The sequence below is a fragment of the Candidatus Dependentiae bacterium genome (genome assembly GCA_026389015.1).
GTDB lineage: Bacteria > Babelota > Babeliae > Babelales > Vermiphilaceae > JAPLIR01.
The window spans coordinates 26,504-53,493 of the sequence record JAPLIR010000018.1 but is presented as its reverse complement, the minus strand read 5'-3'; the positions used below and the strand labels follow the sequence as shown (position 1 = coordinate 53,493).

Below are 26,990 nucleotides of genomic sequence, written 5' to 3'. Positions count from 1 at the left end.
ATGATTGGAAGACGGATGCAAATAGTAATGATGTATTTTTTGAAGAAAGTTCATCATCAAATGAGATATGTTCTTGTGGTGCTAATATTGCCGTAGGTAAGGCCCATTCTATGGGATGCACAGTTTATGCTCATCAGTCAGCTAAGAAAGATCGTAATGATGATGATGTTGATCCAAATGATGATGAAGAAAAAAATTAAATAATTTTTACGCTCACGCGAGACTACATTATAGGGCCCAGTATCTGGGCCCTATAATGTAGTCTCGCGTGAGCGCATTAACGTTATGCAAGAATTTTATAAATCTTAATGCACCTTAAGCTATTTTGCAGGTTGCTTGTAATCTCTATACGATTTTTCTTCAATCAATCGCGATCCACTCAGTTCATTAATCGCTCGTTTAATGCGGCAGCGCTCATCGTTGGTGTAATAGACTGCGCGGGCAAGACGAATGAATTCATGGTCAAATTCTAGCACTCGTTCTTTGTCGCGGATGTCATCTTCAATAACCCACAGTGATTTGTTTATGGTGAGTAAATCTTCCCAGAGCTTTTCCAACTCGGCGGTTTGTGGTACGCTATTTTTGCACGTAGCAAGGAGCGTATCAAGTTCAGTAGTAATATTTTTTAATTTTGCAGGATCTTTAATCTGTTGTGCTTTGATTTGCAGAATGGTTATCTTATCAATGAGCTCACCAATTTGTATCTCCGCCATGATTGATAAGGTGGTAGGCAGTTGATTGGTAATGAATTTCTTGGTACAGCGTTGTTCCAAGACTGCTTTTAATTCTCCAGCCATAGTGCTAATAACTGATGTCCAATCGCCCATGCTGTGTTGTCGGAATAAGCGCATGCTGCTTGGATACCACGGACAATCGTTTCTATCAATCATCCAACGCCAATCGGCAACAAGCGGCAGCATAACCCAGACTGGTTTGCCCAAAGCGCCGGCAAGATGGGTGACGGAAGTGTCCACCGTGATAATCAAATCAAGGTTTTGAATGACCGCTGCGGTGTCCATAAATCTGCCATGCTTGTTATCAAACTCATCATTAAAGCTATGAATGGTCATGCCTTGAGGGAGTGCTGCAAGTTGTTCGGTGCCATTCATTTTTTGTAAACTATACAAGCTTACGCCAGGCAGTTGTGCAATAGGTGCAAAGGCAGCCAGCTGCACGGCTTTTTTAGAACGTGCTGATTTGAACTGTTCGTAGTAGGGTGAGCCTTCCCAACAAATACCAATCTTGAAGTTCGTGTCTGATTTGAGTTGTTCTTGCCAGTGAGTAACAAGGGTCGGGTGTGCGGTGATGTAAGGAATGGTTGTTGGTATAGTCGCCACGGTGGTGTGGAAGTAATAGGGCAGACTCATGACCGGAACTTGAAAGTCGTGTGCGGGAAGCTGTTCGAGTCGGTCAGCAACGGGAACCACTGTGTCTAAATAAGGGCAGAGTGAAAGGAGGGTAACCAACGTATTTTGTGCTTCCAAAATTACGGTTGCTCCTTGTTCTTTCAAAAGCTGCGCATAACGAATAAATTGTATGGTGTCACCTTGGCCGTACTCAGCGCGAATTAAGATTTTTTTGCCTGCTAGATCTGAACCATCCCATAGTCGTGTGCCAAAATCACGAGGATTGTGTTCACGCTTCCAACGATACTCAAATGATTGCCATCCAGATTGAAAGTCGCCCAAGGCCAGTGAGCATTCAGAAAAGCCATAATGCGTATGCGCATCGGTAGGCCAGAATGAGAGTGTTTTTTTGTAATAGGTAAGCGCTTCTTGAATAAGGCCTTGGTAGCGCAATACATGGGCAAGGTTGCAGGTCACATTAGGCATGTTGGGATGTGAAGAAAGAATTTTTTTGTAATAGGTGGTAGCATCTTCGTATTTTTCTTGCAGTGTGTTGAGAAGTCCGAGATCAAAAAGCGTTATCAAATTGTTGGGGTCAAGAGTGAGTGCTTTTTTGAGGATCTCTACCGCTTGGCTATTTTTATCTTGTGCGCGCAAGGTGCCAGCCATAGCAATGAGTGTATCGGTCGATGAAGGATTAAGTTCCATGACCTTGCGGTAGTGTTTGAGCGCAGCGTCATAATTGTGTAGATGTTGATAGGATTGTCCTAAAAAGTGGTACGCTTTGGTATAGTTTGGGTTATGTGTAATTGCTTGCTCAAAATAATTGCATGCTTGGCTGTAGTTTTTTTGTTCCATGCATATGAGCCCGGCATTAAAATAGGTGGGTGCATGGTCCGGTTCAAATTCTATGGCTTTTTGGAAATGGGTAAGTGCTTGTTCGTTCTGTTGCTGTCTAAAGCATTCAACGCCCAGATTGAAATAGGTTTCAAAGCTTTCTGCGATTGCGGAAGTTGAAATAATGAGAGTGAGAATTAAGAGCGCAATGCTCCCGTAGTTTTTTAGCTTCATTAATATCCTTTTTTTAATATAACGTTTCACATTCCTTTTTATGCTCATGTACAACGTGTCATCAATTAATACAAAAAAAAAAAATAAGAGTCAAAGTTTGGTTTTTAGATATAGTTTTGGTTCATAATGACAGATTAAATCTTGGGGAGTACTGGATGAAAAGTGGTGCTATTTTAATAAGCATAAGCCTTTCAGCATTGGCGTTAAGTAGCGCCTTTTTTTGGTCAAAGCATTTATTTTGGCTCGTATTTATATTTCTAGTGCCACTATTTTATAGCATCCTAAAAAAACCAAAGATAGTTGGTTTTACCTATGGTTTGTGGTGGGGGCTGTTGTTTTTTGGTACGCATTGCTATGGCATTGTGAGATTGATTCTAGAAAAAGGACACGGGCCATTCAGAATATTCTTGGGTATTTTTTTTGTTATCTATTGCGCGTTGCATGCCGGGTTGTGGTTTTGGGGTGCACAACGTTTGGCAAGGGTGCGTGCACAATCAATTAACTGGATGGCGCTGTGTTGGTTAATAACTACCATGGCTTATTTTTATTGGGTGCGGCATGGCATATTATGGCCGCTGGGAAGTTACATGGGTTATTGCGCAGGCTCGCCATTATTAGTACTTGCGGAATATTCGATGTTGTTACAAGCCTTGCCAATTATTGGTGAGTATGGGTTATTGTTTGCACTGTGTGTTATGCAGATGAGTATAGTGCTTGCTTATATAAAAAAATCATGGTGGCATGCAGGCTTGGCAATTATGTGTCTTGTGCCATTTTTTATGGGATTGTGGCAATCGTCTTTGTACGACGGAACATCGTATGTTTCCACGCTGGGGTATGTTGCTCCGCCATCGCGCAGTGACACTTTAGAAGATCAGGCTGCCTATGTTAATGAAGCGATCTACCAAAAATTAGCAAATAAACCTTCTGTCACTACCATCATAATGCCCGAAACATCTTTTTTGGCGCCATTGAATTATCATACCTGGATAGGGCATAGTTGGGCGGAACATGACGTTACTATTGCTGTCGGTTCTGCGCGTGTTATAGAAAATGATGAAGGGGTACAAAACTTTACCAGTTATTTTATTATAAAACATGGACGCATTGTGCAGTGGTACGATAAGAAAAACCTCTGTCCTTTCACAGAATTCATACCATCCATTTTTAAAAAGTTTAGTTGTTGTCGTGCGTTGTTTTTAAACGAGTGCAACGACTATTGTGTGAGTGAGCAATCAGATAGGCTCGAGCTCTCTCCTACATTAACCGCGGTGCCGCGATTATGCTCTGATATTTTTATTGGTAATGATCATATGCGCAACGAGCAAGAGGATCTTCCCTTGCTCGTTGCTATAAATGATACGTGGTTTTCTGCTGTGTACATGCGGCGTCTCATGTATCTCTTTGCTATTTTTGAGTCAGTGCGATTGCAACGAGATACTATTTTTGCCAGCCACTCTACTGGGTTTTGGATCAGTAGAGTGGGGCGTCTCATTACATTGTAGGTGCTATTTTACCAGAGCAGCCAATGCTACTTTTAATTCATTGCCTACTGATTGCCAATCGTACGGTTTTGGTTGTCTGAATAAGCGCATGTTGGGATACCATGGTGTGGCCTGGCCTTCGTTATACCAACGTGGGTCGGGAGTGTACGGCAACAGCATCCACACTTTTTTGCCCATGCCAGCAGCAAGGTGTGCAACGGAAGTGTCAACCGTAATCACCAAATCAAGATTCATAATCACGGCAGCAGTATCCATAAATCTGCCATGTTTTTCATCAAAGTTTTGGTCAAAGGTTTTTACGACAAAACTTTCGGGCAGATTCTTGAGCTGATCTTCGCCATTAATTTTTTGCAAGCTATAAAAACTGGTGTTAGCTATTCGCGAGAGTTGTGTGAAGAGATCAATAGTAACGGTGCGTTTTTCCCATGGTGATTTATCAACTTCGTGGTGCGGGTCAACATGCCAACAAAGGCCAATTTTGAATTTTGTATCGTGAGCCAATTTTGATTTCCACAAACTGATAAGCTTTGGATCTGCTTTGAGATAAGGGATGTCGGCAGGAATCGTATGTTCACGTGTCTTTAAAATGCCCGGCAGATTCAAGAGCGGTGCTTGGTAATCAATATGCATTCCTTTGGTTTCTGCCATGCTGCTGATGAGCTTGTCGATGTGCGGAAATTGAGCCAGTAAAGTAAGCAGGGGCTTTTGTACTTTGCACACCACCGTAGCGCCTTTTTCTTTTACTAATTTTGTGTAGCGTACAAATTGTAAGGTGTCGCCCAGGCCTTGTTCGCAGTAGAGTACAATGGTTTTACCTTTTAGATCGCAGCCATCCCACAGTGGTGTACTCATGGCATGTGGGTCAATGCCTAAGAGTTTCCAGCGCCACTCGTATTCTTGCCATGCAACATCAAACTTTTTTTGTGACCAATAAGCTTGTGCAATAGCAACGTGTGCATCAACATAATTTGCTTGGAGTTCCGCTGCGCGGAGTAAGTAGGTGAGCGCTTCGTCAGTTTTTTTCTGAATTCTGAGTGTGTAACCTAGGTTGTACAATGCATTAGGAAATTCAGGTGTAATTTCTAATGCTTTTTTGTACATGGCAACGGCATCGTCGAGTGTGCCATTTCTGTTATGGATATGCCCGAGGTTGAGATAGGCATGAATATTGTTCGGTTGTAGAGTTATTGCTTTTTGTGCATTTTTTATTGCTTGTTCAAATTCTGCTAGTTCTGTTTGTGCTTTGCTGAGTTGGAAATAGCCATCGTAATAATCAGATACTAGTGAAACACCCATTGTGGCGTATTTTGCCGCTTGCGCATATTCTTTTGTATACCGTAAATTTGCGCTTAATGCACCATAAGCACCAAGATGGTTGGGTGCAATAGTGATGGCACTTTTATAATACGTAATGGCGCTGTTGTAATCTTTAAGTTCTGATGCGGCACTGCCCAGGCGAACGAGCGTTTGAGTAATGGCGGGATTTGTTGTGAGTAATTGCTTATAGGTGCTGATAGCCTCTTTGAGTTTACCCGCTGCTTGGAGATCTATGCCCTGTTTTAGTAAGAGGTCTATCTGATCGGGTTGTGTTTGAGGAAACGTCTTACGATAGATTTTATCTAAGGGGTTTTTTATCACAATACCAATGCACAGAGCAAGTGCAAGGGGTCCATAACGGAGTGCAACAGTGGTGAGTTGTTTGTGTGCAAACATAGTGATTCCTTTTATTGTTGTTTATTGAGTAGCTCTTGTAATGCTTCTTTAACTTCTTTTATGACTGCATGCCAATCACCCGGCGTTTTTTGTTTGAATAACCGCATGGTGTTGGGATACCACGGTGTTGTGGAGCCTTGTGCATAGTCAGGATGGCCTGGGAGCCAACGCCATTCAGCTGAATAGGGGAGCAATACCCATACCGTCGCACCGAGTGCACCAGCAACATGTACGATTGATGTGTCAGCTGAAATAATAATATCCAAATTTTTTATGACTGCTGCAGTATCCATAAATCTGCCGTTAGTTGTATCAAATTCTGGATCAAAATCATGGATTGGTAATACGTCGGTGACGATTTTTAATTCATCTGTGCCAAATTCTTTTTGTAAACTATAAAAGCTGCATCCTTGCAATGATGCAAGCGATAGGAAGTTTTCTAGCGGTATGGAGCGACGTGTGTAGAGATTGTCTTCTAGATAAATTGGTTTTGCATGCCAGCACAAGCCAACTTTCAGATTATGGTCGTGTGATAGTTTCTGTTGCCACGATGCTACTAGTTTGGGATCTGCGGTCAGATAGGGTATTGAAGCGGGAATGGTGTTGATATTGGTTTTGAAAAGCATGGGCAAACTAAGGAGAGGAATTTGCACATCATTGTTTGGTATAGCATCACCCGCGCTTATTGTTTGGTCAATAAAATCGCAGCGTGATAATAATGGTCTAAGTGCATCGAATACTTGCACAATAGTGTAGGCTCCTGCGTTTTTTAGTAATTGGACGTATCGTATAAATTGTACCATGTCGCCCAGTCCCCATTCTGCTCTTATTAATATGTGTTTGCCTGCAAGATTTTGCATGTCCAATGCTGTATAACCAAAAGTTTGTTGATAGATTTTTGGATCAGGGAATCGACACTCAAAACTAGGCCATGCCTCATCAAAATTACCGCAGGCCAGTTGAGCTTTGCTTAAACCAAACAGGGTGGTAGTTGAAGATCCCTGCGCGAGAGATTTTTGATAGTAGGGTATTGCTTCTTGGTTTCTATTGAGTTTGCCCAAAAGATAAGCACAGTTGTAAAGGGTGCTACTGTTGGAGTGGTTGCATTCTAAAAGTTTTGTATAATAGACAAATGCCAGCGGAAGATTATCTGCAGTAGTCGCTTGTAATCCAAGCATTTCTATCTGTTTTGGATCGGTTGGAAAATCGCTTGCGTGAAGAGAAAAAAATAGAGGCAAACACAGTAGAACTGTTGTTATGGGTAATTGCATTTAGGTTCCTTTTTTATCATGATTTTTTTATTATTTCAAGCCTTGTATCATCTGATTTATTACCGATTGCCAATTGCCCGGTTGAGATTGTTTAAACAAGCGCATGGTAGGATACCAAGGGCTGTCATTACGATCAAGCATCCAGCGCCAATCGGCTGCATAAGGAAGCACAACCCAGACGGGAACACCCAGCCCACCAGCAAGATGTGCAATAGATGTGTCGACGGTAATAATTAAGTCTAATTGTTGCATGAGTGCGGCGGTGTCCATAAAAGGTCCATGCTCTTTGTCCAGTGCATCAAAATGATGAATTTTGTTAGTACGAGGCAATGCCGTGAGTTGATCCAGGCCATTCACCTTTTGCAAACTATAGAGTTTTATATTGGGCAGTTCAGCCAGTTGTGTAAGGTAGTTGAGTGGTATTGATTTTGCTTGTGAATCTTTTTTTACTATTTCGTCTGGTGAATCCTTATGAATGTCTGCTTGCCAACAAATACCAATTTTTATATGTGTGTCCTGGCCAAGCTTTTCTTGCCAATAGGCAGCGACTGTTTGATCGGCATACAAGTAAGGAATTTGTGTGGGAATCGTTACTCGTGTGGTGTCAAAAATAAGAGGAAGACTCATAAGTAATGCCATAAAATGGTAAGGTGTCGGGCGGCCTTCGGGAACTATTTCATCGATATACGGGCATTGTTTCAGGAGTGGTATGAGTGGCTTTTGGCATTCAACAATAATATGTGCGCCTTTATCTTTTAATATCTTGGCATAGCGAATGAACTGTAAGGTGTCACCAAGACCATATTCTGTTTTGAGGAGTACTATTTTATTTTTGAGGCTATTGCCAGCATTAAGATAGTTTTTCAGCTCTTGATTATAGGCAGGAGGGTTTATCCACCGATATTCATAAGCTGCCCAGCCTTTTTCGAAATCACCGAGTGCTAGATAAGCACTAGAAAGTGCCCGTTCTATTTTTGAGGTGCGGTCAACAAAGGGTCGAGCCTTTTCATAGGCTGTTATAGCTTCCTGCATTTTTTGTTGTTTTTTTAAGATAAATCCTATGCTGCAGAGTATATCACCATTATGTGGGTGGGTTTTTGCTAATTCTTGGTAAGCAACGAGTGCGGTATCGTAATCATCATTAATGAGAGAGTCATAGGCTTTTTGTATGTTCATTTCGGTCGCATGGAGGGGGATGTAGCATAGAATATAGGCTGAACGGAGTATTTTTTTCATTAAGCGCTCTTTTCTAGGGTTGAAATGTAGGTTTGATTGTTAAATTAGTAGAAAGTCATACTAAATATACAAAGGGACGTAAAGATTCATTATGGTTAGACTATACTCTATATTAAGCGTATTTATATTCAAATAGAATTATATTGTTGACTTATTCATGTTAGATTGATTATCATCTTAATTAAGAATCAAACAGATTAAGACGCAATATTGAAATGGATGGTTATATGAATTATATAAAGAAGATTATGGGAATAGGACTTTTGTTAGCCGGCGTACCCCTTTATTCAAGTGAATGTGGGACTGGCGCGTGCCCCATTTCGTACACTTCTATGTATAAATCCTCATTGGGTGCAAAATATACCCATCCAAGTTTTACTGATACCAGATATAAGATTGAAACAATTTCTGCGCAAGAGCTCTTGGCAAAAATAAAAAATGATCCATCTCTTTTTGTGGTGAATGTTTTGGGCCAAACGTTTTTTGATGATGCGCATATTACCGGATCTATAGACGCTCCTTTACGTTTTTTAGAAGAAAAAGCGAAAGCATGGGATAGAAATAGAGAAACCATTGTGTACTGCGCTACAAAAAAATGTGATGCGAGTCTTAAAGCATTTAGATTGCTCAAATATTTGGGATTTAAAAATGTACGTGCCTACGAAGGTGGTATTCGCGAATGGTATAGACTTGGTTATCCTTGCGAAGGACCATGTCAATATGCCTATTTAAAGCAACAAGGTGATTTCGAGTAGTCACATTATTTAATGCGTATTTTGATTGTTGTTTGTTTTTTTTGATGTAGTCTTCATTCCCGAAGTATAACCATATAGTATTCAATGCATGAAGGGGATGCGATTTATGAAGGCAACGATACGCTCTGTTGGCGTTATATCAGCGCTGACGTTAGTAAGTGGTTGTGAAGCCATGAAGGAATTAACAGATCAACGCAAAGATGCGCAGATTAAAATGCAAGAATTGGTGGCGAGCAATCCCTTTGCACAAGCTGCTGTATTGCGTGAATATCAAACCGGTAAAATTAAAAAGAGTCCCTCATTAGACAATATGGCATCATTGTTGCGTGCTGATTTAGAACAACAAGGCATCAAAGTCGGTACACCATTTGATACTTTTATGAATTAATATTGCTCAGGTAGCTACGGTGAAGCATTGTCTTCATGGACACGCTTGAAAACTGGTTTTAATGAAAAAGAAATTCCAACACATATTAAGTTTGCAGTGGCTGAATCCTTATTAGGTCAAGGTGATTTAGGTAATGGTTTTGGTTTAGTCGCAGAAAATATTGATCCAGAAAACAATCAATTAGATGCTGCTGCTTTCAAGAATAATCCAAAATCGGTCATTGTTCGCGCAAAACAAGGCATTGGTGATACCGGATTTTATATGCGTTGGCTTCCTGTATTGAAAAAACAAACGGGAGCAAAAGTTACTGTTGTGGCACGTCCGCCAGAGTTATGTTTCTTGAATGCGTTAAAAGATCAAGGAATCATTGACGAAGTAGTAAAAGCTAACGATGTTAACAGTGGTAAAGTTCAATTGCCACAAGGTTCGTACGAAGCTGACTTCCGTCATTTACCAGCATTGTTATCAAAAAATGGTGTAGGCGCAACAAAAACTATTAAAGATGTGCCAGGTGTCGATGCAGGCTATGTGCAACCAGACGCAGCTAAAGTTAAATATTGGGAGCAAGAACTTGCACAGATTAAAGGGCCTATTGTGATTGCAGGATGGTCTGCAAGTGCAAAAGCGCCTACACTAACCTCACGTGAACTTGATCGTAAATATCCAATAGGAAACTTATTAACAAAGCTCAAAGGTAGTGGAGCAACTGTCTTTGGTGTTGAGTTTGGCTACGAGCAAATGAGTTCACAAGAACTTGGCAAGCTCCAAGCGAGTGGCGATGCAGTCAAAAAGAATCTTGATGCGCGTGATGTTATTGACAGTGTGCCATCAGATTGCACATTTAAGTCATTAAACAAACTTGATTTCATGGAATTAATGGCATTAGCAAAAGCTGCTGAAGGTCGTGGTCTTATGGTGTTTGCTGATTCAGGTCCAGTGAATCTTCTTGGTGCAGCGCAGATTAAAAATGTGATTACCTGTTTGCCAAAAGAATCAGATTGGCGTTGGGGTGCTCATGGCGCTAAGTGGTCTGAGTACTATCCAACGGTAGAATTGCTATGGCAACAAAAACAGGGTGATTGGGAACCAGTTATGAATGAAGTTGCAAAACGAGTTCATGCTATGGCTGGCAAGCACTACGTTGCGCCAAAAGATACTGACGAACATAAGAACTAAGCTTAATGATTGATAGTTGATTCGATACATTTTTTAAGCAAAAGAATCCCCCGAGCATTCGGGGGATTCTTTATTACTGCATAATTTTACTGAGTGCTTGCTGTATTTCATTAAGTACCATGTCCCAATTACCATCTTTTGCTTTTCTGAACAATTTCATACTTGGATACCACGGGCTGTCGTTGCGCTCTATCATCCAACGCCAGTCGGCAGGATGAGGTACAACAACCCACACCGGCACACCCAGTGCACCAGCAAGATGAGCAATAGAGGTGTCAACGGTGATAACGAGATCAAGATTTTTCATGACGGCAGCAGTATCTAAAAATGGTATGGAATCAAATGTATCATCGAATTGTTTGATGATGGTTGGGTCTTGTAAATTATTGAGTTGGTCCATGCCATGTTGCCGTTGCAAGCTGTACATAGAAACGCCTGGTATGTTTGCAAGTTGCGCAAAGTAACTGAGTGGCATGAATTTTTCTTCACCATGAATGGTGCTGCCATGCCAACAAATACCAATTTTAAAATTCGTATCGTGTGACAATGGTTCACGCCATGTATCAATTAATGCTTGATCAATGGTAATGTAGGGCCCTTGAGCGGGTATTGTTTTGACGGTCGTTTCAAAAACCATAGGTAAGCTCATAATCGGAATTTGAAAATGAAAGAGTGCGCTGGGCTCCTGTGGTGCAATGACTTTGTCAAAATATGGTTGTTGTTTAAATAATGGCACGAGTGCTTGGTGAATAAGGTGAATGATGACGGTTGCTCCTCGACTTTTTAGTTGTTGGGCATAACGTGCCATCATAATCGCATCGCCAATACCCCATTCTGCATTGAGAAGGATGATCTTGTTATCTAATGAATAATGACTGTGTAGATAGGTGAGTGCTTCTTGTGTGTAGGCAGGTGGTTCTCCCAAATGCCATTCTAAATCTTGCCAGCCTTGCAGATAATTACCAACTGCCAAATGAGCTTGTGCTGCACCAATGTGCGCATGTACATAGCCCGGTTGTTTAGTGAGTACATGCTCGTAGTAGGGCAATGCTTGTGCAAAGTTGCCTGTTTGTTTCAAGATATAGGCAGTATTATAATGAGCTTCGAGGGATTCTGGTTCTTGTTGTATAACTCCTTGCAACAATGCTACGGCATGCTCCGGTTCTTCTTTATAGATGCGCATGGCGTTGTTGAATAAGGTGACGCAGTTTTGTGCGTTGGTTATGGGTGACCAGCTTAGAGTTGCGAGTAGCACCAAAAAGAGCATGTTCATGCGTCAAGCCGTTCGGCTAAAGCTTGGAGTAATTGCGTGTAGACACCTTGCCAATTATTGTATTCTTGTTGTCTAAACAAACGCATGGTTGGGTACCAAGGACTGTCATCACGTTCGATCAGCCAACGCCATTCAGCAGGGAATGGAAGCACTATCCACGTTGGCACGCCAAGGCCACCAGCCAAATGCGCAATCGAGGTGTCGACGGTAATAATTAAATCGAGATTTTTGATGACCGCAGCAGTATCCATGAACCGTCCATGGTGTTCGTCAAAGTCTCCTTCAAATCTTTTAATGCGGGTTTCTTGGATGAGGGCATTGTATTTTTGATCGTTGGTGGTCTCATCTTTTTGAAGGCTGTACACGCTTACGCCAGGCAGTTCTGCAAGACGTGCAAAATAATTGAATGGCATGAATTTTGATGCGCCGTGTGCGCTGTCGCCACGCCAGCAAATGCCAATTTTAAAGTTGGTGTCTTGTGCGAGTAGTGAACGCCACTGCGTGATTAATTGAGGGGCCGCACGCAAGTAAGGTATGTCTGCGGGAATCGTTTGCAAGTTTGTTTTATACACGTGGGGAAGGTTCAGCATTGGTATTTGATAATCGAATGCGGGGAGCGATGTTCCAATAGTGACAATCTCATCAAGATAAGGGCAGAGCGAGAGAATATCGGCAAGTGGTTTTTGTACTTCTGCTATGACAATGGCGCCTTGATTTTTGAGTAACTGTGCATAGCGAATAAACTGTAACGTGTCACCAAGGCCTTGTTCAACATTGATGAGTATGCGTTTGCCGCGTATATCGGCTATACCGTCCCATTGTTTGGCAAGAGGATAACTGAAGGAACGTGGGGCATGGTTGGCGCGCTTCCAACGTGTTTGGTAGGCATCGAACCCTTCAACAAGATTTCCTGATGCCAGGAGCGCTAGTGAAGAACAAAATCGTGTTTCAACATTGTTAGGATTATAGTTTGTGGCTTTGCGATAATGTTCAAGGGCGCCGTGTATGTCGCCGGATTGTTCGGCTAAGGTGAAAGCAATGTTGTGGTGCACTGCTGAAAAATTTTCTGAAATGGTAAGTATTGATTTGAAAGCATCGAGTGCTTTTTCTGTTTCATGGGTACCAAAAAAGTGGTTACCAAGATTGAGTAAACAGTTTCCTAATTCGACGGCACTTTTATCATCGGAAGGTCTTGTGTTAAGTGCCTTGGTGAAACTTGCCAATGCAGCATCAGCGGCATTCAATGCAAGATGGCTTTTTCCCATAGTAAGATGTGCGCGGAATGACGTGGGGTCTTGTGCGATTATAATTGTACACAAACGTAATGCTTCTTGATGTTTGTTTTCGGTCATACACTGTTGTGCTTGCTCAAGCAGTGTAGTGGTTTGTTCTGTTTTTGTGGCGGGAAGAGATTCTATATGGCCTACATAGTCAGCTTGTTGAGCTGAGCATAAGGTGGTGCATGTCAGGAGAATACTATAATATTTTTTCATGAGCGGTTTCCTTTTTGATTATGAAGAAAGATACTTTATCAATAATTTTTTCAATGACAGTAGTCCACGGTTCCGACTGATTTTTTCTAAAAATATGCATAGTTGGGTACCACGGCGTTGTGCGTTGTGTGGTCAACCAACGCCAATCTGCTTTATAGGGTAATATGAGCCAGGTTGGCGTGCCGAGCGCTCCAGCTAAATGAGCGATGGCAGTATCAACTGAAATGACTAAGTCAAGGTTGCACATAATCGCGGCAGTATCCATGAATCGTCCGTTGGCAGTATCAACGGTTGGTCCAAAATCATGCATGCATGGCGGTGCTACGGCTCCTTGTTGGAGGCTATAGAGCTTTATGTTGGGTAGTAGTGCAAGTGGTGCAAGCATGTCTGCGGGAATCGAACGTTGTGCTTGTGGAGGGCGGTTAGCATCATTGGTGGTGTCTGCTTGCCAGCAAATGCCAATGTTAATGTTGTTAGCGTCGATGAATTTGTTTTTCCATAACTCAATAAGTGTAGGCTCTGCATTGATGTAGGGAATAGGTATTGGAACGGTGTCGATGGTGGTATGCATGAGCGCAGGTAAGCTCATGAGCGATGTATAATAATCGGTTGCCGGCAGGGGTTCTTTTTCGGTAATAATTTTGTCGATGTATGAACAGTTACTTAATAATGACGTCAGGGGTTTTAATGTTTTGAGAATCACGGTTGCACCCAGTTCTTTTATGCATTGTGCATAACGGACAAACTGTATGCAATCGCCTAGCGCTCCTTCAGAAAGTAGCAGTATTGTTTTGCCGCGCAATGACTGTATGCCATCCCAACGAATGGCGGAAAAGGTGAGAGCTTTTTTATCTGGTTGTTGCCAGCGTTGTTCATAGTTTTCCCAGCCTTGTTCATAGTTGCCCAACGCTAATTGTGTTGTTGCTAAAGCGACATGGAAATCAGGATTGTCTGGTTTGAGCATGCATGCGTGTGCAAGTACTTTTTCTGCTTTATCGTAACGGGTGAGTTCAACCAAGGTGAGGCCAAGGTTGTGATGTACGGCTGAGCTGTGTGGAAAAAGATCGACGAGTTGTTGGAATATAGTTGCTGATTTTTCCATGGCCGCTTGTTGATAATACATGTTGCCGAGGTTCAGGAGTGCATTGCCGATGGCATATTGTTCGCTGTCTTGAATGGTCTGAGTTAATGCTTGTGAAAAACAGTGATGTGCTTCGTCTAATTTTTGTTGCTGCAAAAATTGGTTGCCTTGTTCGATGAGAGATGGAGATGCGTGGAGATGTGTTATGAACAGGAGGAGGATTGTAAAAATACCCTTCATTATTTGTCCTCTACCAACATTTTCAGTTCTTTTTCAACCTCATGCATCACTGATTCCCAATCGAATGGGTTAGGCTGCTTGAAGATACGCATGCTTGGATACCATGGTGTGTCAGTACGACCAACAATCCAGCGCCAGTCAGTAGCATAGGGGAGCAAGAGCCATACCTTGGTGCCCAGTGCACCAGCAAGATGTGCGATGGCCGTATCGACCGTAATGACCAAATCCAAATGCTTCATGACCGCAGCGCTATCCATAAAAGCACCGTGGGCGTTATCAAATTGTTCGTCAAAGACATTGAGCGTGCATGGTGCTGGCATGTGTTGAATTTGTTCGGTGCCATCTTTTTGCTGCAGACTATAGAGGCTGATGTTGGGCATCTGTGCCAGAAGATAAAAATGCGTTAATGACATGCCACGTCGTGCAACGCGTGGACGAGAAGAATCATTAAATACATCAGCCTGCCAGCAGATGCCAATTTTAAAGTGGGTATTTGTTTGAAAAAAATTTCCCCATTGTTCTACGAGCGCAGGGTCTGGGTAAAGGTAGGGAATATTTTTGGGTATGGTGACTTCGTCTGAATTAAAAATTGCCGGGAGACTCATAAGTGCTACCCACTCGTGACAAGGAGGTAGTGGGCTTTGCACTGGCACTACTGTGTCAATATAGGGACATCGTGTCAATAATGGCACGAGTGGTTTTTGTACTGCTGCAATAATGGTGGCACCTTTTTCTTTTAATAGTTGTGCATAGCGGATAAATTGGAGTGTGTCACCAAGCCCCCCTTCAGGACGCAATAAAATAATTTTGTCGGCGAGTTGATTGGTGAGTAATAATGTGCGTAACAGTTCAGAGTTCTTATGGGATCGTTTTAAATAGTGTTCATGCTGTTGCCAGCCTTTGTTAAAATCACCTTTATATAAATAGGCATGGCCGAGTGCAAATTCTGCCGATTCATAGTCAGGCTGTAGCATAAGTATTTTTTCATACAGCGCTATTGCCTCATCAACACGGCCGGCCATTTTGAGTGTATAGGCACTATTGTACATGGTTTGTGTACTATGGGGGATCTGATTAAGAATGTCGTTAAAGCCATCCAGAGCTTCTTCAACACGGCCAATATTGATGCACAGGCAAGCAAGTCGGTGCGTGAACCCTACGTTGTGAGGAGCCAGGCACAGCGCTTGCTGGAGCACCGTGCATGCAGCATCGTAATCACCCGATTCGTCTAACAAGTCTACCAACAAGGATGTTGCATCATGATTGGCAGGCTCAAGATCCAGAGCCTGTCTGAGTTGTGCAATTGCCTTCTGATTATCGCCGTGCTTTCTCAGCGTGGTTGCTTGTGCAAGGTGATTGGCTATATCATGCGCTTGTAGCCCTGTCGCCGCGCAGAGCAATGACATACAGAGCATTATTTTTTTATTGATCATACCGTTCCTTGTATGGCTTTCTTGAGTTTGTTGTGCTCGGCACATAAAGCAAACATTGTTTGATTGAGTTGGGTGAAGTTTGCATCGAAAGATTGTTTGTGTTCATGGAGATTAAGTTGCTGTTCAATTCGCGCTATTTCTTCTTGAATGTCCCGTATTTTTTCAGCAATAGATTGTTTTGGCGTCATGAGTTTGGTCAGTTCTGCGGTGATGGTTTGCATGACACTGTCCCAATCGCCAGCGGCAGGTTGTCTGAATAAACGCATGGTTGGGTACCATGGTGTATCCGTGCGCTTGAGCATCCAGCGCCAGTCTGGTGGTTCGGGGAGAAATACCCATGCTGGTACGCCCAAGCCACCAGCAAGGTGCGCAATGGAGGTGTCAACGGTGATAATAAGATCAAGATTTTTCATGACAGCTGCCGTGTCCATAAAGCGTCCGTGCGTCGTGTCAAAGTCATCGCCAAAATTAATAAGTGATGCGTTGGTAGGTAATAAGTTTAATTGATCTTCACCCGTAACTTTTTGCAAGTTGTAGGTGCTGACGCCTGGCATAGTAAGCAGTGGCATAAAGGTTGGGAGTGAGATTGATTTAGCAGCAACGGCGGTGCGTAAAAAATGGGTGCTGTAGTTTGAATTTCCTTGCCAGCAAATACCAATTTTAAATTTCTTATCGGCAGATAGTTTTTCCTTCCAGGATTCTACCAATGCTGGATCAGCATATAAATAGGGCATGTCGTGAGGAATGGTTTCAGCTCTTGTTTTTAAAAGATAAGGGAGTGACATTAAGGGTGCATGGACATCATAGAAAGGTAAATTATCATTGAGTGATATCACGGTGTCCATATAAGGGCAGAGCTTGAACAAGGTGACCAAGGGGCTATGCACAGCGGCAACAATTTTGCCACCACGTTCTTTTACCATTTTGGCATAGCGAATAAATTGGAAGCTATCGCCAAGGCCTTGTTCGGCATGGAGCAAAATTGTTTTTCCATGGAGTGGGGTGCCATCCCAGAGTGGTTTGCTGAGATTGCGGGCAGAACCTTGATCGCGCTTCCAACGCCATTCGTATTCAGGCCATCCTTGTTCAAAGTTGCCAGTGATAAGATAGGCAAGGCTGAGACTGAAATGCGCTTCACTGTTATTGGGGTCAAGTTCCAATACTCTTTGATAAACAGGAAGTGCTTCTTCTATTCTATTAAGTTTTTTTAAGGTGTAGGCGACGTTATACATGATTGAACTGTTGTTAGGAAGAATGGCCAAAATTTTATAATAGATTTCGAGCGCCTTTTCTGTCTGGTTGGCCATATTTAATGTGTTGGCATATTCCAATAGGATGTTTGCATTCTGTGGTTGCAAGCCGAGGGCACGTTCAAAGCAGCGGGTTGATTCCTCAAATTTACTGACTGCATTGAGTACGCGTGCGAGTCCAACTAGTGCATCGTAATGGTTTGGGTCAAGCGACAGTGTTTTTTGGAATTGTTCTAGTGCTTCCTGATTTTTCTCTTGATCGCGCAATGCGGTACCGAGGTGATAACGGGCTTTTGTATAATTTGCATCGTGGTCAATGGCTTGCTTAAAGGCATCGGCCGCTTGTTCAAAACATTTTTGTTGTAGGTGTACTAATCCGAGATTGAAATAAAGCTGCGGACAGGTTGTGTTATAGGATAATGCTTTTTTATAGGCGACAATTGCTTGGTCATGGTTTCCGCATTGAAATTCTTGTGTGCCTTGGTTGAATAGTGATTCAAATGATTCTTGTGCTTGGCAATTCATTATGGAAAACATTGTCGTCAGTATAATTTTTTTTATTGTGTGCATCGTTGGGTCCTTTTTTATAGCATGTTTAGGAATGAGTGCTCATTGATTTTCGTTCAGTAAGTAATTGCTCAAGCGCCACACCTACTGCTGCAAAAACCGATTGCCAATCGCCCAATGTCGGTTGCTTGAATAAACGTACATTGGGATACCATGGTGTGTCTTTACGATCGATCATCCAACGCCAATCTGGTGGTTCAGGAAGCAATATCCATGTTGGACACCCCAGCGCAGCAGCAAAGTGGGAAATTGATGTGTCGACGGTGATAACAAGATCCAAATTTTTAATAACGGCTGCTGTATCCATAAAACGTCCATGGTCTTGGTCAAAGTTGCCGTCAAATTCTTTGATGTTGATAAGGGAACGTATTTCTTGTAGTTGTTCTGAACCATTCATTTTTTGCAGACTATAGAGACTAATGCCAGGAATGTCGCCCAGTGCTGCAAATTCTTTGACATGTATAGATTTGGCAGCAACGGTGCGCCGTAAAAATTGTGTGGAATAGTTTGCGTTACCTTGCCAGCAAATACCGATTTTAAAGTTAGTGTCGTGAGCAAGTTTTTTGTGCCAGTCAGTGATGAGGGTATCATTGGCATAGAGGTAGGGAAGAGCTGCAGGCACCGTATCGACTGTTGTTTTAAAAATGAGGGGTAAGCTCATGAGTGGTATTTGATAATCAATGTGTGGGATAGAGTCACCAGCAATAACAACCCGGTGAATATAAGGACATAGGCTTAATATGGTTTTTAGCGGTTTTTGTGCTTGAAAAATCACCGTACCGCCTTGTTCGCTGATAAGTTTTGCATAGCGAATAAATTGGAAGGTGTCACCCAGGCCTTGCTCTGAATACAAGAGAATCGTTTTTCCTTGAATATCTTCGCCTTGCCATAATGGTGCGTTAAACTTTTTGGGTGTTTCATTATAAGCAGCCCAGCGCCATTCGTATTCTTGCCATCCATGCTCAAAGTCACCAAGTGATAAATAGGCGAGCGATAGGCTGAAATGAGGTTGTGCATAGGTCGGCTTGATGGCGATTAATTCTTTGTAAATTTCCATTGCTTGGATAAAATGTCCCTGCTTTTTGAGCGTAAAGGCATAGTTATAGCGCGCTTCATTAATAGCCGGATTAATCTCTAATATCTGTTGATACCACGTGAGTGCGGCATCAAGGTCGTCAATCATGTTGTAGGTGTTTGCTAAATCAAGCATGGTATGAATGTTCTTTGGATCAGATGCCAACGCGCGTTGAAATAGTGGTATGGCTTCCTCAAAATTATCAGATTGTTTGAGGAGATTGGCAGTTTTTCTGAGCGTTTCAACATTGTTAGGATCAAAGGTGAGAGAAATTTTGTTGTGTACTAACGCTAATGGTATGTTCTTTTGTTTTTCATAGATGCTGGCCAAATGTTGATGAGCTTTGCTATGGCTTGGGTTGAGTTCAATAGTTTTTTTGAAAGCAACCATAGCTTGGTCGGTATTACCGTCTTGGTTATAGCTCATGCCTACATTGAACCAGGCAGCAGGGCTGTTGGGATTAAGAGCGATAGCTTTTTTATAGAATATAATGGCATTAGTTGGATTGTCTTGGCTGTAGAAGATGCTTGCGCTATTGAAGCAAGCTTCGAAGTTAGTGGGATTTTCAGTCAGAGCTTTTTGATAGTATTCAAGAGCTTTGTTTTGATTGTTGTGCTTGGCGTAGGTTTTTGCTAAATCGAGGTATTCCTGTTCTGAATCTGTGTAGCTACAAGAGACATAGGTGAGTGCAATGATGACCAAATATTTTCGGTTAATATTGATAAGAGGCTTCATAGATATCCCTTTGTATACGAATGTACGATGATATGAAAGATCATCAATTCATACAAAAAAATATATCAAAAGTAAACTACAAAGCCTCTGAGATGTTTTTATAAGATTACGCAACAAGGATTTGTTGATGTTGAGCCATCTGAAAGTGGTTTTTTTGCTAGACGTTTTTTTGCCTCCGAAGGCTTAATGTCGTCTTTGGCTTCAGCGACCATGGTAAGGGTTATTTGTTGGGCTGCAACAGCAGATGTTTGATTTTGTTGTGCGGTAACTGAACTGCTGAGGGAAGCTAGAGGAGTATCTCCTGAGCGGATTTGCACGAGGGTTGCTTGGGAGACGGTGGTCATTATTGGTGCTGCCGATGCACTAGTGTCGGTTGTAGCACTTGAAGCAGCGGCATTTTTTGATGCGAGTTCAAAAGCTTCTTGAGCTTGTGGTTTTGGTGAGGTGCTTTGTGAGCGATTAGAAGTTGCCGGTGTAGATGATGGTAGTTGGTCTAGGTGTGATATTTGGCACGCTGAATGTGATTTTCGCATCGCCGTTGCCGGTAGTTCAAAAGGTGAAACGTGTGTATTGTTTTGCTGAGGAGTTTCTGAGTTATTTTGATGCTGTGTGTTAATTTTTAGGGTTGCTGCAGCAAGAGAAACGGCAAAATTCGGTGCAGTTTGTTGAATTTCTGGAGTATTTGGCTGTGTAGAACTTTTTGGGGCGCATCGTACTTTGTTTCTGCTGCTTACTTTTGCTAAGTCTACCCAACCAGCGCCATCAGATGAAGCGTTAGAAGCCGTGTCCATAGCGTTGATGTATGGGCAGAGTAATAGGCTTGTGTATAGTAATGTCGTTGCAATGTTATTCATGATTTATCCTGCGTAAAAAGAGTTACAGAGTGCCGATTGAAACGCTCTATATATAGCATGAGTCAGGATAAAAAACAATTATTTACTTTTGTTCTGTAGGGGTCAATTCACTATCTGCGTTCTTATTTCGAGAATCCCAGGTGGCAATAAATTCAATAAGAGATTGTAATCCTTCTTTATTTAAAGAAGAGACTAAAACATGAGGTTGATAGGTTGATACTGGTCCATAAAGTGTTTCAATTGCAGGTATTTTATCAATCTTATTGAAGGCATAGACCATTTCTTTGTGTATATCAAGATCTCTGAGAATTTGGTGTACAACGTTAATATGGGATTCCCAGTTTGGATCAGAAAGATCAATAACGTGTATTAATAAATCAGCATATTGTAGTTCTGACAAGGTAGACTTGAAAGCTGCAATGAGATGAGGAGGTAATTGTTGAATAAAACCTACAGTGTCTGATAGAACACCGACTTTCTTCTTATTGATATACAGTTCGCGTGTTGTTGTATCAAGCGTTGCAAATAATTTATCTTCAGCAAGCACATTACTTTTGGTTAGTGCATTGAGGATTGTGGACTTGCCAGCGTTAGTATAACCAATAATACATATATGAGGTATCTGATTATTGATACGTTGTTTTCGTTGTATTTCACGATTGTGATGCAGAGCTTCAAGTTGTCGCTTTAGTTTAAGCATGGTGTTTTCGATATGGCGACGTTCTTTTTCTTTGGTTGTTTCACCAAACCCACCACGCATACCGCGGTGGCCAGCTTGTTGGTCAAGATGGATACCTTGGCCTGTTAACCGAGTTTTTTGGAATTGAAGCATGGCTATGGCAACTTGTGTTTTGCCTTCAGCTGAATGAGCTGCTTTATCAAAGATTTCTAAAATAAGTTGTGTGCGATCAAAAATTTTACAGTCAAAAAAATCACTAAGATTAGATTCTTGTCGGCACGTGAGCATCTCAGAGAAAACTACTTCTTCAATTTCATGCTTGTCGCAATATTCTTTGACGTCATTAAGCTTACCTTTGGTTAAAAAGTAAGAAGTGTCAATGTCTCTTATTTTAATGAAGAGCGTCTCATAATTTCTGATATTGTTAGTTTTTGCTAAATTGACAAATTCTTCAAAGTAGGTCTCTATACTTTTAGTATGGTTATAAGGTGCTTGAACGCCTAAAAGAAGGGTTTTTGGGTAATCAGTGGCGTTATATTGGGCTTCGCGTGTCATGGGACCTCTTTGTGAGATTGGTGATATATCTCACATAAGCCTATGAGAAAGGGGCTTTTTGTCAAGCTATTCAAGTGTGGCAGAGGAGGCGAGTCCTATTTATTTAGTTGCAATTTGTAATTGATTATTGCTAGTATAGTTAAGTATGGAGGGCTATCCTAAAAAAAATTAAAGTGGTATTCATTAGGAGAAATAGGATGAAAAAGATAGTAATAGCGATAGGGATGATTCTTATCGAAGGCGGCCAGGTTTTTTCAATGTCTGATCCTTATAGCGATATAATTATATCGCTTGATCCTGAAGTCAGCGTGGGCACTAGGCAGTTAGATTCGGAAAAACAGGTTGTTCAGCTCAACGATGGCCAAAAACAAGCGATTGCACAGGCAGTTAAGCATCTTTTTGATGCGCAGCAGGCTTCAACGGTTACTTATGATGCTATTTTACAGGCTATGCAGGCTGCACTTGGTTCATCAGAAGTGCGAACAAGTGGAGAGCGTGTTATTGCGGATATTAAAGAGTGGGTGCGATTATTTGTCAAAAACCTTGCATTAACCAATGAGCAGGCTTTGAAAATTCGTGACGCTTTGGAATCAGTGCGATCGTTGGTTGCTATTCAAGAGCAGTATATGAGAACACAGGTTCTCGATGAGGCCATGCGCGTGAAAGTTGATGCATTACAAAAAGGTTTAGCGCGGCATATTATGGCGATGGCTCAGAGTGTAGATCGTGCTGATATGCAAGAGTTTTTAGAAAAAAAGCAGACCTATTTTTTACAGATTTTACATCAATTGCTTGAAGAAATGTTGGCCGTAGTACCAGCAAGCACGAGTGGATCTGGCACTACAAGCCTTGGGGAGCCATTTGTTCCTGAAATGGTCCTTGTTGATGAGCGGGTTAATTAGTCTTATTCTTTTCATAAAAAATGTTATAAAAAACTGTATGTTGTTCTTTACGGACATGGTGCCTGGTGGTATTCTTACTACATGTTTAATAGTGTAGTGGTTAGGGTTCTTTTCAGGGGGATTGTCTATGAAAAAATTATTAGTAAGTTTGTTGTTGGTATCAGTAATAACCGTTGGTGTGCGTGCCAATAATGAGATGGCTGCTGATGTGTGCATGAGTTCTTGTGTCGATCGTAACGTATCAGAAAAAATTGCTGACTTTTTAACGAGCGAAGACTTTTCTTATGAAATTCAAGGTTTTTTCGATCGCTCAGCGCAGCCAACTAAAGAGTTATTGCGTGGGTTAGTGATGCATGCTGATTTTAATAAACAGCAGTTAGGGCAAGTAAAGTTGTATCTTAACGATTTTTTAGTATTAGCGGCAGCTTCAAAGCCGTTCGCATTGGATTTTATTTTTGATCTAGTAAGAAGCGTTGAATTAAGAGATTTTGCCAAGATTGCTATCGAGAAAAAAGTGTGGGAAGTTGATGGATGTGGTCAACGCAAGAGTCTCGATAGTGAGGAAGCATTGACACAGGCAGGAGATCGCGTCCAAGAGTTCTTGGGAGCGGCTCTTGATAGACTTGATGAATCAGGTTTAGCAGAATTGTGGACAAGTTTTATTGGTGATGTGGTATGTAGTGACATTTCCAATACCATGAGCGACCAGGTAATAGCACGTTGGAATGTGTGTCAGGAACCCATGAAAGAACATCTTCAAATTTTTGTTTGTTCCATGGCTCTTGTGCATATTACTCGCGCAGAGGTTTTCATGAACAAATTTGATCTTAGCGATACGTGGTTGGAAGAAGTAAAAAGAAATCCTGCTGTGCATGGTCTTGGTTTTGTTAATCAATTACACAGCAATGTCGTCGAGAATGAAGCGGTACTCAAGGAAAGACTTGGCCTATTGGTGCAGAGAGTGCTTGATACGTATGGTGCGTTGATTAATGAAGTTATTGATGAGGCGCTTGCTCAGTTCTAACGCCGATAACACTTTTGATAGTTGGATTAAGCTTATGTTTGATTTTCTTTCACAAAAATTTTCATCATTATTCACCCACTTGACCGGTCAAAATAGGTTAACGGAAGCGAATATTGAGGATACGCTCGTAAAAATACAGGATTCTTTGCTTGAGGCGGATGTTCCTCATGGTCTGATTGAGCAGTTTATTGCATCGGTTAAGGCTGAGGTTATTGGAAAAAAAGTTCTTGGTTCTCTCAAGCCTGGTGAGCAATTACTTAAAGTAGTGCATGAGCGTTTATTGCACTTTTTGGGTGGCAACAATTCGGTTCAATTTGCTTTTCAGTTGCCTTCAGTGGTAATGGTTATGGGGTTGCAAGGATCAGGAAAAACGACCTCAGTAGCAAAAATGGCCCACTTGGTTACGCAGCAGGCTCAACAGCGTGGAAAAAGCAGGCGGATTTTACTTGCTTCGGTTGATTTTTACCGTCCAGCAGCTATCGATCAACTCGAGGTATTAGCTCAACAGGTCGGTGTTTCTTTTTATCGTTCTTCGCAAAAAGATCCAGTCAAGGCGGCAGTAGATATCTATGCCCATTATCAAAAAGAGGGTTTTGAGCTCTTATTTTTAGATACAGCAGGCAGATTGCATATTGATACTGCATTGTTACAAGAGTTGCGTGATATTGATGCGCGACTTAGGCCTCGTTACAAGGTTTTGGTATTAGATGCAATGACTGGTCAAGAATCGCTCAATGTTGCCCAAACTTTTGATCAACACGTCGGGTTTAATCATGCCATTCTCAGTAAGATGGATAGTGATACGCGAGGCGGTGCGGCTTTTTCCTTCAGATATACACTACAAAAACCTATTGTGTATGTTGGTGTAGGTGAAAAAATTGGTGATTTAGAGCAATTTTACCCTGATCGTATGGCCGGCCGTATTTTGGGCATGGGCGACATGTTGAGTTTAGCCGAAAAAGCTTCAGCCTCTATTAAGGAGTCTGAACAGAAGAAAATGTATGCCTCACTGACGCAAGGCAAGCTGACGTTGCAGGATTTTGCCGATCAGTTAGGGATGATGGGTAAATTGGGATCATTAACCCAGTTGTCCAAGTATATGCCTGGCATGGGCGGGTTGAATTTGACTCCTGAAATGCTTGAAAAGGGTGAGCAAGAGTTAAAGCGATTCAAGGCGGTTATAGGTTCTATGACCTCTAAGGAGCGCATATATCCTCGCCTGCTCGATGCATCCCGTAAGCAAAGGATTGCAAAAGGGGCCGGGGTAACGGTTGCAGATGTAAACGGATTGCTAACTAGATTTGAACAAACGCAGCAATTTGCTAAAATGTTTAAGGGATCGGGAAGATTTCCCAAATTATTTCAATAGTCCCTGGACTCTTTTTGTAGTATCGGTATTATTAATAGTTAAGAAAAGCTTAATTAAAGATGTTTTTTTATTGTAGAGGATATATACATGGCAGTTAAAATTAGATTATCTCGTGTGGGCAAGAAGCACGCACCTTTTTTCAGAATCATCGCAATTGATGCTCGTAAAAAGAGAGATGGCGCTTGTTTAGAGAACCTTGGTACCTATGATGTACTTAAAGGCGTTTTCGTTCAATTTCATGATGAACGCATTGCTCATTGGGTTTCTAAGGGTGCAGTAATGACTGATTCAGTCAAGAAATTGCAACGTGAATACAAGCAACTAGAAAAAGCTCAATAATTCACGCTAGCTTCAAATGAGGTTTTTTGCATGTTAAAAAATATTATGGACTATGTTGTTAAATCGCTCGTCGAAGATACTGCATCAGTGGCAATAACGGTTACACAACTTGGTGGCAAAGATGTCTTTGAAATCCAAGTGGGCACTCAAGATATTGGCAAGGTTATTGGTAAAGACGGTCAGACCATCAGAGCATTACGCATGTTAGTTACGGCGCTTGCTCCTAATGGTCAAGAAATTGAAGTAACCATAATTAAATAAATGAATATTTCAATCCTCACGGTTTTCCCAGAACTTTATAATTCTTTTTTGCAGACGAGTTTAGTTGGTCGTGCGCAAGAAAAAAAGCTTGTTAGCTTAGAAGCGACAAGCTTTTTTTCCTATGTTCAGCCAAAAGAACGTATTGATGCGCCAACCTTTGGTCATGGTAGCGGTATGGTTATTCGTCCCGACGTCATTGAGAAAGCAATTGCCGATAAAGAGCAACAATTCGGTCCAGCATTCAAAATCTTCTTTTCGCCGCAGGGTAAAAAGTTGGATCAACCTATGCTCCGTAAGTTAGCGCAGATTATTCAAGAGCGTAAGCATATCATGCTTATTCCGGCGCGCTATGAGGGTATGGATGCTCGTGTTGAACAGACGTATGCCGATGAGATTCTTTCTATAGGCGATTTTGTGTTGCTGGGTGGCGATCTTCCGGCGATGGTCTTGATTGAAGGTTTAATAAGACTTTTGCCCGGTGTTGTCGGCAAGCAAGAATCGATCGAAAAGGAATCGTTTTCAGGGGCATTTGTTGATTATCCTGTATATACTGCTCCTGTGGTCTGGAAGGATCTTGAAGTTCCTGAGGTTGTACGTTCTGGTAATCATGCGGCTATGGAAGCATGGCGCATGGATCAAGCAGTACACAAAACGGTACTGACTCATTTTGATTGGCTGAGGTCGCAACAATTAACGTCTGATCAGGTTAAGGTTGCCAAGCAGCATATGCCAAATCATTACGTTGTCCTTATGCATGGTGATGTTTTGATTGGTGAGGATAAACAACTCGGCACCACCTCGGTTACTTCCATTGATATTCATGATATCGCACGGGCTTCAAAATCGTACGGAGTTAGACAATTTTTTATAGTCACACCACTACTCGATCAGCAAAGAATCGTGCGCACCTTGTTGGATTTTTGGCAAACAGGAGTGGGTATTGATTATAACCGGCATAGACATGAAGCGGTAAATGCTGTTGACATAAAAGATACTATTGATGGAGTGATTGCTTCGATTGAGGCTCAAGAAGGCGTAAAGCCTCTTTTGGTTGCCACATCGGCTCGTGATCATGGCGTCGATAAGACTATTTCCTTTTTTGATCAAGCAAAGGTTTGGGGGCATGGACGACCGGTTCTCTTTATTTTTGGTACAGGTAAAGGACTCAGTGAGCAGCTTATGAGTCGCTGTGATTATGTTTTGATGCCGGTTCACGGCTTTTCAAACTTTAATCATTTGTCGGTCCGATCGGCAGTAGCCGTTATTTTGGATCGATGGATGGGTATTAATGTTAGAATTAGATAAAAAAAATTAGCAGAGTTAGCATTTTTTTAGTATATTGAAAAGATATTTTAGACTATTGTGGCACTATTATTTTATATAAAGTTTTAAGAATTCC

Annotated in this window: 23 protein-coding genes; 11 read left to right on the top strand and 12 right to left on the bottom strand. The window is 41.8% G+C overall.

Going from position 1 to position 26,990, the window contains the following annotated elements:
- Window positions 1-200, top strand: a 200-nt coding sequence (locus NTX86_03165; GenBank protein ID MCX5922302.1) for a hypothetical protein, incomplete at its 5' end; no start/stop codon positions are given.
- A 120-nt stretch (window positions 201-320) separates the two neighbouring features.
- Here NTX86_03165 and NTX86_03160 read toward each other — a convergent pair.
- Window positions 321-2,417, bottom strand: coding sequence for a DUF6165 family protein (locus NTX86_03160; GenBank protein ID MCX5922301.1), 2,097 nt, complete (start codon window positions 2,415-2,417; stop codon window positions 321-323).
- A 155-nt stretch (window positions 2,418-2,572) separates the two neighbouring features.
- Here NTX86_03160 and NTX86_03155 point away from each other — a divergent pair, with 155 nt between their 5' ends.
- Window positions 2,573-3,922, top strand: coding sequence for a hypothetical protein (locus tag NTX86_03155; GenBank protein MCX5922300.1), 1,350 nt, complete (start codon window positions 2,573-2,575; stop codon window positions 3,920-3,922).
- 3 nt (window positions 3,923-3,925) lie between these two features.
- On the opposite strand, the gene NTX86_03150 is transcribed toward NTX86_03155, so the two are convergent.
- The 3 genes from NTX86_03150 to NTX86_03140 are packed head-to-tail and all read right to left on the bottom strand — an operon-like array spanning window position 3,926 to window position 8,142.
- Complete coding sequence (locus NTX86_03150) at window positions 3,926-5,635, bottom strand: tetratricopeptide repeat protein (GenBank protein MCX5922299.1); 1,710 nt, start codon at window positions 5,633-5,635, stop codon at window positions 3,926-3,928.
- 11 nt (window positions 5,636-5,646) lie between these two features.
- Window positions 5,647-6,906 carry a hypothetical protein gene (locus tag NTX86_03145; protein ID MCX5922298.1) on the bottom strand — a complete coding sequence of 420 codons (1,260 nt, stop codon included), beginning with the start codon at window positions 6,904-6,906 and terminating at the stop codon, window positions 5,647-5,649.
- 30 nt (window positions 6,907-6,936) lie between these two features.
- A complete protein-coding gene (locus tag NTX86_03140; protein MCX5922297.1) occupies window positions 6,937-8,142 on the bottom strand; it encodes a hypothetical protein in 1,206 nt (401 codons plus the stop codon).
- A 227-nt stretch (window positions 8,143-8,369) separates the two neighbouring features.
- Between NTX86_03140 and NTX86_03135 the strand changes: the two genes are divergently transcribed.
- From NTX86_03135 to NTX86_03125, 3 genes are all read left to right on the top strand, one after another.
- Window positions 8,370-8,897, top strand: a complete 528-nt coding sequence (locus NTX86_03135) for a rhodanese-like domain-containing protein (GenBank protein ID MCX5922296.1) — start codon at window positions 8,370-8,372, stop codon at window positions 8,895-8,897.
- A 106-nt stretch (window positions 8,898-9,003) separates the two neighbouring features.
- Window positions 9,004-9,285, top strand: a complete 282-nt coding sequence (locus NTX86_03130) for a hypothetical protein (protein ID MCX5922295.1) — start codon at window positions 9,004-9,006, stop codon at window positions 9,283-9,285.
- A 27-nt stretch (window positions 9,286-9,312) separates the two neighbouring features.
- Complete coding sequence (locus tag NTX86_03125; protein ID MCX5922294.1) at window positions 9,313-10,461, top strand: hypothetical protein; 1,149 nt, start codon at window positions 9,313-9,315, stop codon at window positions 10,459-10,461.
- A 73-nt stretch (window positions 10,462-10,534) separates the two neighbouring features.
- Here NTX86_03125 and NTX86_03120 read toward each other — a convergent pair whose 3' ends face one another.
- The 8 genes from NTX86_03120 to hflX form a co-directional block, all read right to left on the bottom strand.
- A complete protein-coding gene (locus tag NTX86_03120) occupies window positions 10,535-11,734 on the bottom strand; it encodes a hypothetical protein (GenBank protein MCX5922293.1) in 1,200 nt (399 codons plus the stop codon).
- Complete coding sequence (locus NTX86_03115) at window positions 11,731-13,227, bottom strand: tetratricopeptide repeat-containing glycosyltransferase family protein (protein MCX5922292.1); 1,497 nt, start codon at window positions 13,225-13,227, stop codon at window positions 11,731-11,733. The genes NTX86_03120 and NTX86_03115 overlap by 4 nt, the downstream gene beginning before the upstream one ends.
- The gene (locus NTX86_03110) at window positions 13,211-14,548 is read right to left on the bottom strand and encodes a tetratricopeptide repeat-containing glycosyltransferase family protein (GenBank protein MCX5922291.1); all 1,338 of its coding nucleotides are present in this window, start codon (window positions 14,546-14,548) and stop codon (window positions 13,211-13,213) included. Before NTX86_03110 ends, NTX86_03115 begins: the two co-directional genes overlap by 17 nt.
- A complete protein-coding gene (locus tag NTX86_03105; protein ID MCX5922290.1) occupies window positions 14,548-15,981 on the bottom strand; it encodes a tetratricopeptide repeat protein in 1,434 nt (477 codons plus the stop codon). Before NTX86_03105 ends, NTX86_03110 begins: the two co-directional genes overlap by 1 nt.
- On the bottom strand, window positions 15,978-17,801 hold the full coding sequence (locus NTX86_03100) for a tetratricopeptide repeat protein (protein ID MCX5922289.1): 1,824 nt from the start codon (window positions 17,799-17,801) through the stop codon (window positions 15,978-15,980). The genes NTX86_03105 and NTX86_03100 overlap by 4 nt, the downstream gene beginning before the upstream one ends.
- Before the next feature lie 25 nt (window positions 17,802-17,826).
- On the bottom strand, window positions 17,827-19,608 hold the full coding sequence (locus NTX86_03095) for a tetratricopeptide repeat protein (protein ID MCX5922288.1): 1,782 nt from the start codon (window positions 19,606-19,608) through the stop codon (window positions 17,827-17,829).
- A gap of 98 nt (window positions 19,609-19,706) precedes the next feature.
- Complete coding sequence (locus NTX86_03090; protein MCX5922287.1) at window positions 19,707-20,462, bottom strand: hypothetical protein; 756 nt, start codon at window positions 20,460-20,462, stop codon at window positions 19,707-19,709.
- An 82-nt stretch (window positions 20,463-20,544) separates the two neighbouring features.
- Window positions 20,545-21,696: a GTPase HflX gene (gene hflX / locus NTX86_03085; protein ID MCX5922286.1), complete on the bottom strand. Its 1,152-nt coding sequence runs from the start codon at window positions 21,694-21,696 to the stop codon at window positions 20,545-20,547.
- Between the two features lie 197 nt (window positions 21,697-21,893).
- Between hflX and NTX86_03080 the strand changes: the two genes are divergently transcribed.
- The 6 genes from NTX86_03080 to trmD all read left to right on the top strand — a co-directional run bounded on the left by NTX86_03080 (window position 21,894) and on the right by trmD (window position 26,896).
- Window positions 21,894-22,598 carry a hypothetical protein gene (locus tag NTX86_03080; protein ID MCX5922285.1) on the top strand — a complete coding sequence of 235 codons (705 nt, stop codon included), beginning with the start codon at window positions 21,894-21,896 and terminating at the stop codon, window positions 22,596-22,598.
- Between the two features lie 127 nt (window positions 22,599-22,725).
- Window positions 22,726-23,622, top strand: a complete 897-nt coding sequence (locus tag NTX86_03075; protein ID MCX5922284.1) for a hypothetical protein — start codon at window positions 22,726-22,728, stop codon at window positions 23,620-23,622.
- Complete coding sequence (ffh, locus tag NTX86_03070; GenBank protein ID MCX5922283.1) at window positions 23,588-24,991, top strand: signal recognition particle protein; 1,404 nt, start codon at window positions 23,588-23,590, stop codon at window positions 24,989-24,991. Before NTX86_03075 ends, ffh begins: the two co-directional genes overlap by 35 nt.
- An 87-nt stretch (window positions 24,992-25,078) precedes the next feature.
- Entirely contained in the window at window positions 25,079-25,330 is a 252-nt protein-coding gene (gene rpsP / locus NTX86_03065; protein MCX5922282.1) for a 30S ribosomal protein S16, read from the top strand.
- A 30-nt stretch (window positions 25,331-25,360) separates the two neighbouring features.
- Window positions 25,361-25,591: a KH domain-containing protein gene (locus NTX86_03060; protein ID MCX5922281.1), complete on the top strand. Its 231-nt coding sequence runs from the start codon at window positions 25,361-25,363 to the stop codon at window positions 25,589-25,591.
- Window positions 25,592-26,896 carry a tRNA (guanosine(37)-N1)-methyltransferase TrmD gene (gene trmD / locus NTX86_03055; GenBank protein MCX5922280.1) on the top strand — a complete coding sequence of 435 codons (1,305 nt, stop codon included), beginning with the start codon at window positions 25,592-25,594 and terminating at the stop codon, window positions 26,894-26,896.
- Window positions 26,897-26,990 lie beyond the last annotated feature (94 nt).